Origin of the sequence: Rhodanobacter sp. PCA2, from assembly GCF_013620825.1 — a bacterium.
Taxonomy (GTDB): domain Bacteria; phylum Pseudomonadota; class Gammaproteobacteria; order Xanthomonadales; family Rhodanobacteraceae; genus Rhodanobacter_A.
Genome location: NZ_NJIC01000048.1, coordinates 1 through 8,149, shown reverse-complemented (window position 1 = coordinate 8,149; position 8,149 = coordinate 1). Strand labels below are relative to the sequence as shown.

The 8,149-nt window shown below is 71.3% G+C and carries 9 protein-coding genes; all 9 read left to right on the top strand.

Annotation, left to right across the window (positions count from 1 at the left end; genetic code table 11):
• Window positions 1-9: 9 nt before the first annotated feature.
• The 9 genes from gspE (at window position 10) to gspM (ending at window position 7,979) form a co-directional block, all read left to right on the top strand.
• The gene (gene gspE, locus PCA_RS15105) at window positions 10-1,737 is read left to right on the top strand and encodes a type II secretion system ATPase GspE (RefSeq protein ID WP_181303452.1); all 1,728 of its coding nucleotides are present in this window, start codon (window positions 10-12) and stop codon (window positions 1,735-1,737) included.
• A 162-nt stretch (window positions 1,738-1,899) separates the two neighbouring features.
• Window positions 1,900-3,117, top strand: a complete 1,218-nt coding sequence (gene gspF, locus PCA_RS15100) for a type II secretion system inner membrane protein GspF (RefSeq protein WP_181303451.1) — start codon at window positions 1,900-1,902, stop codon at window positions 3,115-3,117.
• Window positions 3,118-3,158: 41 nt separating this feature from the next.
• Window positions 3,159-3,584, top strand: a complete 426-nt coding sequence (gspG, locus tag PCA_RS15095) for a type II secretion system major pseudopilin GspG (protein WP_181303450.1) — start codon at window positions 3,159-3,161, stop codon at window positions 3,582-3,584.
• A gap of 62 nt (window positions 3,585-3,646) precedes the next feature.
• Window positions 3,647-4,123: a GspH/FimT family pseudopilin gene (locus PCA_RS15090; protein WP_255436903.1), complete on the top strand. Its 477-nt coding sequence runs from the start codon at window positions 3,647-3,649 to the stop codon at window positions 4,121-4,123.
• A 77-nt stretch (window positions 4,124-4,200) separates the two neighbouring features.
• Window positions 4,201-4,614: a prepilin-type N-terminal cleavage/methylation domain-containing protein gene (locus tag PCA_RS15085; RefSeq protein ID WP_343204477.1), complete on the top strand. Its 414-nt coding sequence runs from the start codon at window positions 4,201-4,203 to the stop codon at window positions 4,612-4,614.
• Complete coding sequence (locus PCA_RS15080; protein WP_181303448.1) at window positions 4,611-5,282, top strand: prepilin-type N-terminal cleavage/methylation domain-containing protein; 672 nt, start codon at window positions 4,611-4,613, stop codon at window positions 5,280-5,282. The genes PCA_RS15085 and PCA_RS15080 overlap by 4 nt, the downstream gene beginning before the upstream one ends.
• Window positions 5,279-6,139 carry a type II secretion system protein GspK gene (locus PCA_RS15075; protein WP_181303447.1) on the top strand — a complete coding sequence of 287 codons (861 nt, stop codon included), beginning with the start codon at window positions 5,279-5,281 and terminating at the stop codon, window positions 6,137-6,139. The genes PCA_RS15080 and PCA_RS15075 overlap by 4 nt, the downstream gene beginning before the upstream one ends.
• Window positions 6,136-7,302, top strand: a complete 1,167-nt coding sequence (locus tag PCA_RS15070) for a type II secretion system protein GspL (RefSeq protein ID WP_181303446.1) — start codon at window positions 6,136-6,138, stop codon at window positions 7,300-7,302. The genes PCA_RS15075 and PCA_RS15070 overlap by 4 nt, the downstream gene beginning before the upstream one ends.
• Entirely contained in the window at window positions 7,299-7,979 is a 681-nt protein-coding gene (gene gspM, locus PCA_RS15065; protein ID WP_181303445.1) for a type II secretion system protein GspM, read from the top strand. Before PCA_RS15070 ends, gspM begins: the two co-directional genes overlap by 4 nt.
• The last annotated feature ends 170 nt before the right edge of the window (window positions 7,980-8,149 follow it).

Here is an 8,149-nt window from a genome sequence, read left to right as displayed (position 1 = left end):
GCGGGGCGGATGTTGGCGACAGCAGCGGCAGAGGGGACGGCGACGGCGGCGGACGAGCGCGAGGCTGCGGTGTGCGCGTTGCTGGTGGCGCGCGGGCGGCTGAAGGACGGCGACCTCGCGCGGGCGCGGCGGCTGCACGAGGAGGCCACCGAAGGCAGCCTGACGGCGCTGCTGGCGCGGCTCGGCCTGGTCAACGAGCGCGAACTGGCCGAGGCATGGTCCGAGCTGCTCGGCGTGCCGATGCTGGCCGCGCGCGATGCGCCGGAACTCGCCCCCACCGACCTCGAACTCTCGCTGCGCTTCCTCAAGCAGCAGCACGTGGTGCCGGTGAACGACGGCGCCGGCGGCCTCGCGCTGGTGGTGGCCGATCCCGCCGATCCCTACCCGTTGCAGGCGGTGACGCTGGCGGCCGGCCGCCCGGTGGCGCTGCGCATCGGCCTGCGCTCGGAAATCGACGACCTGATCGAGCGCTACTACGGCAGCGGCCGTTCCGCGATGGGCACCATCGTCGAGAACATCGACGGCGGCGCCGCCGAGGTGGACGACGTGGAGCACCTGCGCGACCTCGCCAGCGAGGCGCCGGTGATCCGCCTGGTCAACCTGATCCTGCAGCGCGCCGTCGAGCAGCGCGCTTCCGACGTGCACATCGAGCCGTTCGAGAACCGCCTCAAGGTGCGCTACCGCATCGACGGCGTACTGCACGAGGTGGAGGCGCCGCCGGCCTCGTCCACCGCGGCGGTGATCTCGCGCGTGAAGATCATGGCCAAGCTCAATATCGCCGAACGCCGCCTGCCGCAGGACGGCCGTATCCAGCTGCGCGTGCAGGGCAAGGAGCTGGACCTGCGCGTGTCCACCGTGCCGACCAGCTTCGGCGAGTCGGTGGTGATGCGCATCCTGGATCGCGAATCGGTGGTGTTCGACTTCGCCTCGCTGGGCTTCACCGACAGCTTCCAGTCGCGCTTCGTCGACGTGCTGCAGCGCCCGCACGGCATCCTGCTGGTCACCGGCCCCACCGGCTCGGGCAAGACCACCACGCTGTACACCGCGCTGTCGAAGATCAACACGCCCGACGTGAAGATCATCACCGTCGAGGACCCGGTCGAATACCAGCTCGAAGGCATCAACCAGATCCAGGCCAAGCCGCAGATCGGGCTGGACTTCGCCGCGGCGCTGCGCTCCATCGTGCGACAGGACCCGGACGTGATCATGATCGGCGAGATGCGCGACCTGGAAACCTGCCGCATCGCGATCCAGTCCGCGCTCACCGGCCACCTCGTGCTTTCCACGCTGCACACCAACAGCGCGGCGGGCGGCATCACGCGCCTGCTGGACATGGGCGTGGAGGATTACCTGCTCGGCTCCACCGTCAACGGCATCCTCGCGCAGCGGCTGGTGCGGCGGCTCGACCCGGAGACGGCGGTGTCCTACGAACCGTCGCCCGAGGTGATCGCGCAGTTCGAGCTGGAGAAGTACGCGGGCGGCAAGCCGATCCGCCTGTGGAAGCCCGGCTCCAGCGCGGCCAACCCCAGCGGCTACCGCGGCCGTCAGGCGATCATGGAATTCCTGGTGATGAGCGACCCGCTGCGCCGCCTGGTGATGCAGCGCGCCGATGCCGGCGAGGTCGAGAAGCAGGCGCGCGCCGAAGGCATGCGCACCATGTACGAGGACGGCATCGCGAAGTCGCTCGCCGGCGTCACCACGCTGGAGGAGGTGCTGCGTGTCACGCAGGAAGGCTGACCCTCTCCTTTCCCTCATGCGGGGAAAAGCCCCCTCTCCCCTCCGGGGAGAGGGCTGGGGTGAGGTGCCGCTCTTGCCGGAAACCTGCTTCGAGCAAGCTTTGTGGCAAGCACCCGCCCCTCACCTCAATCCTCTCCCCGAAGGGGAGAGGAGGTCGGCAGCGTGAGCCAGTTCCAGTACAAGGCTGTAAGCGAAGCCGGCGAGTTGCTGCAGGGCCGGATGGAGGCCGCCAGCGTCGAGGAAGTGGTGGCGCGGCTGCAGGACCAGGGCCACACGCCGCTGGAAGCGCAGGCCGCCGACGCGCTGGGCGGCGGTTCCGGTTTCGCGGCACTGTTCAAGCGCGGACCGTTCACCGGCGACCAGCTTGCACAGTTCACCCACCAGCTGGCGACCCTGCTGGGCGCCGGCCAGCCGCTGGACCGCGCGCTGGGCATCCTGCTCGACCTGCCCGAGGGCGAGCGCGCGAAGAAGCTGATCGAGCGCGTGCGCGACCGCGTGCGCGGCGGCATGCCGTTGTCCCAGGCGCTGGACGAGGAACACGGCGTGTTCCCCAAGCTGTACATCGCACTGGTGCGCGCGGGCGAGGCGGGCGGTTCGCTGGAGGAAACGCTGCGCCGGCTCGCCGATTACCTCGAACGCTCGCAGCAGTTGCGCGGCAGCATCGTCAACGCGCTGATCTATCCGGCCTTCCTGCTGGTCGGCGTGCTGGGCTCGCTGGTGCTGCTGCTGGCCTACGTGGTGCCGCAGTTCGTGCCTATCTTCGAGGACATGCAGGTGCCGCTGCCGTGGATCACCAAGGCGGTGCTGCTGCTGGGCCAGACCTTGCAGGCGTGGTGGTGGCTGATCCTGCTGCTGCTGGTCGGCGGCGTGTTCCTGCTGCGCGCGCGCCTGCGCGATCCCGCGGCGCGGCTGGCCTGGGACGCGCGCATGCTGCGCATGCGCGTGGCCGGTCCGCTGCTGCTCAAGGTGCAGACCGCGCGCATCGCCCGCACGCTGGGCACGCTGCTGAAGAACGGCGTGCCGCTGCTGGGCGCGCTGACGATCGCGCGCCAGGTCACCGCGAACCGTGCGCTGGACGCGGGGCTGGTGCAGGCCCACGACCAGGTGAAGGAAGGCTCGGGACTGGGCTTCGCGCTGGGGCAGGCCAGGGTGTTCCCGCGCCTCGCGCTGCAGATGGTGCAGGTGGGCGAGGAGGCCGGCGAACTGGACGGCATGCTGCTCAAGGTGGCCGACACCTTCGAGCTGGAAAGCCGCCGCTCCATCGACCGCCTGCTCGCCGCCCTGGTGCCCGCGCTCACCGTGGTGATGACCGTGATGGTGGGTTTCATCATGGCCGCGATCCTGCTGCCGCTGCTCAGCCTCACCAGCAACATCCAGTAGCACGTTCCCGATTCCGACAACCGATGCCACGAGGTCATTCCATGCAGTACAGACACCCCCGCACCCGGCGCCGCAACGCCGGCTTCACCCTGCTGGAAATGCTCGCGGTGATCGTGCTGATCGGCATCGTGGGCACCGTGGTGGTGACCCAGGTCGGCAAGAACATGGACAAGGGCAAGTACGGCGCCGGCAAGGCGCAGCTGGTCACCTTGAGCCAGAAGGTCGAGAACTACGCGCTGGACAACGGCACGCCGCCCCAGCAACTGCAGGACCTGGTGACCAAGCCGGCGAACGCGCCGAACTGGCAGGGCCCGTATGCGAAGGACTCCGAGCTGAAAGACCCCTGGAGCCACGCCTTCGGCTACAAGTACCCCGGCGAGCACGGCAACTTCGACCTGATCTTCTACGGCCGCGACGGCAAGCCCGGCGGCGACGGCTACGACAAGGACGTGGGTAACTGGCAGTGAAGCCGGGATTCGGGAGTCGGGATTCGGGATTCGCAAAAGCTGCAGGCTCGCGCGATCCCGCCTTGCCGTATCCCGTATCCCGACTCCCGAATCCCGGCAGCGGCTTCACGCTGCTGGAAATGCTGGTAGTGATCCTGCTGATCGGCATCGCGGCGGCGGCGGTGTCGGTGTCGGTGACGCAGGGGCTGGCCAGCGCGCGCATCAATGCGGCCAGCGGCGAGATCGCCGCCGCGCTGCGCGCCACCCGCGCGCAGGCGATCGTGCAGGGCAGGGAACAGTATTTCGACGTGGACACCCGCGGCGACACCTACAGCGATGCGAAGCGCAAGGACGTGCGCCTGCCGAAAGGCCTGAAGCTCTCCATCACCAGCGCGCTGGAAGACCGCCCGGACACGCACACCGGACGCATCCGCTTCTTCCCCGACGGCAGCTCCACTGGCGGCCACATCACCTTGCAGAGCGGCCAGCGCCAATGGCGCATCAACGTGTCCTGGCTGACCGGCCAGGTGGCGGTGGTGGACAAGGTGGCGGCGCGATGAGCGACGGGACTCGGTATTGGGGATGCGGGATTCGCGAAAGCCGCAGGCTCGCGGGAGCGCGCCTTGCCGAATCCCGAATCCCGAATCCCCAATCCCGGCAACAAGGCTTCTCCCTGCTGGAAGTGATCGCCGCGATGCTGCTGCTGGCGATCGCTTTCGCCGCGTTGATGAAGGTGGCCGGCGGCGCGATCGCGCTGTCGCGCAACGCGGCCGCGCACGACGAGGCCGCGCTGTGGGCGCGCAGCCTGTTGGACAGCGCGTTCGTCACCGAGCCGCTGGTGCCCGGCCAGCGCAGCGGCCGCTTCGACGAGCGCTACCGCTGGACGCTGGACGTGACGCCGTGGCAAGTGCCCGGTGCGCAGCCCAGCATCTCGGCGCAGTTGTACCGGCTGGACCTGGCGGTGCAGTGGGGCAGCCCCGCGCATCCGCAGGTGGCGCACTTCGACACGCTGCGGCTGGGCCGGCCGCAGGTGGCGGTGGGGGTGCCATGAAGCGGCAGCGCGGCTTCACCCTGCTGGAGGTGCTGGGCGCGCTGGCCTTGCTGGCCTTGCTGCTGGTGGGCGTGTACGCCGGCGTGCGCAGCGCGATCCATGGCGTGCGCTCGGGCAGCGCGGCGATCGCGCGGGCCGACCAGATCGGTTCGGCGCAGCGCTTTCTGCGCAGCGAACTGGCCCAGGCGCTGGCGCAGCCGATCGCCCGCGACGAGCGCGGCCAGGCGGTGTTCTTCGTGGGCAGCGAGCACGAGATGCGCTACGTGGCACCGCTGCCCGGCTACCTCGGCAAGCTGGGCCCGCAGTTGCAGGTGCTGCAACTGGTCGACGACGGCGCGGGCGGCCAGCGGCTGGAACTCAGCCTTGCGCTGCTGCCGCCGGACGGCCAGCCGCCCAGGCCGCTGGGCACGCCGCAGGTGCTGCTGGACCACATCCGCGGCGGCGGTTTCAGCTATCGCGGCAACGACGCGCAGAATCGTGCGGTGCCGTGGAGCGCGGACTGGAAGGACGGCAGCCGCCTGCCGCAACTGGTGCGCATCCGCCTGCGCACGCAGGGCACGCAGCGCTGGCCGGAGCTGGACGTGCCGCTGCGGGTGGACGCCTCGGCCGTGGTGGGCCGGGTCGGCCTGCTGCCGAACAGCGTGATGCCGTTGCGGGGAGTGCAATGACGCGGCGTTCGCGGCAACGCGGCGTGGCCCTGCTGCTGGTGCTGTGGGCCTGCACCCTGCTGGCGATCCTGCTGGGCGGCTACGCCGTGCTGGCACGCACCGCCGCGCTGCAGTCGCGTTACCAGTTCGCCCAGACCCGGGCCCACTACGCCGCCGAGGCGGGGCTGATGCGCGCGCTCTACGCCATGCAGGGCGGCGACGCCAGGCAACGCTGGATCGGCGACGGCCGCAGCTATCCGTTCCGTTTCGACGACGCCGCGGTGCAGGTCGCCATCGTCGACGAGGAAGGCAAGGTCGACATCAACGTGGCCCCCCCGGACGTGTTGCGGGCGCTGTTCCATGCCGCCGGACTGGACCCTGCCGCCGCCGCCGGGCTCGCCGCCAACGTGGTGGACTGGCGCAGCTTCGTCACCGAACCGGGCCAGATCGGCCGGGGCCGCGCCACCTACGAGGCGGCCGGGCGCGACTACGGTCCGCGCCACGGCCCGTTCGCGAGCCTGCAGGAACTGCAGCTGGTGCTGGGCATGACGCCGGAGCTGTACCGCAAGCTGGAGCCGGCGATCACGATCTGGTCCGGCCGGGCCATACCCGATCCGAACAGCGCGCCGCCGCTGGCGCTGGCCGCGATTCCCGGGCTCGCCCCGCAGCAGTTGCAGGCGGTGCAGGCCGCCCGGCAGCGCAATGCCGTTGCCGGCACGTCACCTATCGGAGGCGGAATCACGCATAGTATTCGTTCGCAGGCCGAACTGGCCGACGGAACGCGCGCGGTGATCCGCGCCACGATACGCTTTCAGGCAAGCGGGATGGGCGCGCAGCCCTACACGGTGCTGCGCTGGCAGGAGGGTGACGGGGAATGAGTGCTGCAACGCCAACGCTGCGGCCGCTGCTGGAGCGCTTGCGCCAGGGCTGGCGCGCCACCCCCCTGCCGGGCTTCTTCGCCTGGTGGGGCGGCGAGCTGCACGCGCTGCTGCCGCAACGCTGGCGCGCGGCGCTGGCCGACGGGGCGGTCTGGCACCTGCTGCAAGCGGTCGAGGGCGACTGGCGGCTGCGCCGCGCGGGCCAGGCCGAACCGCTGGCGCGCTGGAGCGACCGGCTGGACGCCGCCGCGCAGCAGGCCGCGCTGGCCGCGGCGTGGCAGGGCACCGATCCCGAGGATCGCCGCCTGGCCCTGCTGCTGCCCGCGGGCGCGGTGCTGCGCCGGGTGCTGCAACTGCCGCTGGCCGCGCGCGGCAAACTGCACCAGGTCGCGGCCTACGAGATGGACCGGCAGACCCCGTTCAGCGCCGCGCAGGTGCACTACGCCGTGCGCGAGCTGGCGCAGCCGGCCGCGCCCGGACGCTGCGCGGTGGAGCTGCTGGCGGTGCGGCGCGACACGCTGGACCCGCTGCTGGCCCGGCTCGCCGCGCTGGGCATCACGGTCGACGCGGTGGACCTGCCGCAGGGTGACGGTCGGCTCGGCGTGAACCTGTTGCCGCCGGAGCAGGCGCCGCACCGCACGCGGCCGCGGCTGCGGCTGAACCTCGCGTTGGCCGCGGGTTGCGCGCTGCTGCTGCTGTTCGCGATGGGCGGCTGGCTGCACAACCGCGAAAGCGCGCTGGCGCAGATGCAGGCGCAGGTGGACGAGATGCACGGCGAGGCGCAGCGGGTCGCCGCGCTGCGCCGGCAGTTGCAGGACGACGCCGGCGCGGCGGGCTTCCTGGTGCAGCGCAAGGCACAGCGCGCCACCGTGCTGGGCGTGCTGCTCGACCTCACCCGGCGTCTGCCGGCGACCGCGTGGCTGGAGCGCTTCAGCCTGGACGACAACGGGCAGGTCGGCTTCCAGGGCCAGAGTCCGCAGGCGGCCAAGCTGCTGGACCTGCTCAAGGGCTCGCCGCTGATCGACAACGCGAACTTCCAGGGCAGCATCCAGTCCGATCCGTCCACCGGCAAGGAACGCTTCTACATGGTGGCGCAACTGCACAAGGCGGCACCGTCGCGCGGCAGCGCCAGCCAGCCGGCCGACGCGGGGAGCGCGCCGTGAAGACGCTGAAACTCACGCCGCGCGACAGCCGCATCGCGGCGGTCGGCCTGCTGCTGCTGGCGCTGGCGCTGGCCTATTTCCTGCTGCTGCACTGGTGGTTCGTGGCGCCGCTGCGCGACGTCTCGGCGCAGATGGACGATCTGCGCGACACCCAGAGCCGCTACGCCGCGGCGATCGCCGAGAAGCCGCAGCTGGAACGGCGCATCGCCGCGCTGGGCGCCGGCCAGGCGGCCAGCAGCGCGTTCCTGCCCGACGACGACCCGAACACCGCCGCCGCCGACCTGATGCAGCGCGTGGTGGACGCGGTAGGCGCCCACACCGAGGGCGGCAGCTGCACGGTGACGCAGAAGATGCCGGTGCCCAACCCGGCTTCCGCCTCGGGCGAGCCCTACCGCAAGGCGGCGGTGAGCATCAACCTGAGTTGCGACATCGAGCCCCTGGTCGGCGTGCTGCAGGCGCTGGAGCAGGGCACGCCCTACCTGTTCGTGGACAACCTCAACATCTACCGCAACCCGGTGGCGGCGCGGCAGGGCAACGGGCCGTCGCTGGAAGTGCAGTTCACGCTGTCGGGCTATGTGCGACCGGCGAACGGCGCCACCAGTGGTACCGCGTCCGCGGCGGCCGCATCGGCGCCCGAACCGGACGACGCGGCCGACGCGCCGGAGGCGACGCCATGAACGCCGCCAGCCAACGCCGGCTGACTCCGGTCCTGGTGATCCTGGCGCTGCTGCTGGGCGCATCGTGGCTGCTGCTGCTGGCCGGATTCGGCCGCAGCGTGCACTGGGATGCGCCGCGCGCCGCCGCGGCGCCGCCCGCATCCGGCCGGCACGCGGCCCTGCCGCCGCCG

Bases quoted from the DNA above. Each gene is read 5' to 3' on its own strand.
- PCA_RS15070 (WP_181303446.1), top strand. From the start codon at position 6,136: ATGAGTGCTGCAACGCCAACGCTGCGGCCGCTGCTGGAGCGCTTGCGC.
- gspG (WP_181303450.1), top strand. From the start codon at position 3,159: ATGCAGTACAGACACCCCCGCACCCGGCGCCGCAACGCCGGCTTCACC.
- gspE (WP_181303452.1), top strand. From the start codon at position 10: ATGTTGGCGACAGCAGCGGCAGAGGGGACGGCGACGGCGGCGGACGAG.
- PCA_RS15080 (WP_181303448.1), top strand. From the start codon at position 4,611: ATGAAGCGGCAGCGCGGCTTCACCCTGCTGGAGGTGCTGGGCGCGCTG.
- PCA_RS15075 (WP_181303447.1), top strand. From the start codon at position 5,279: ATGACGCGGCGTTCGCGGCAACGCGGCGTGGCCCTGCTGCTGGTGCTG.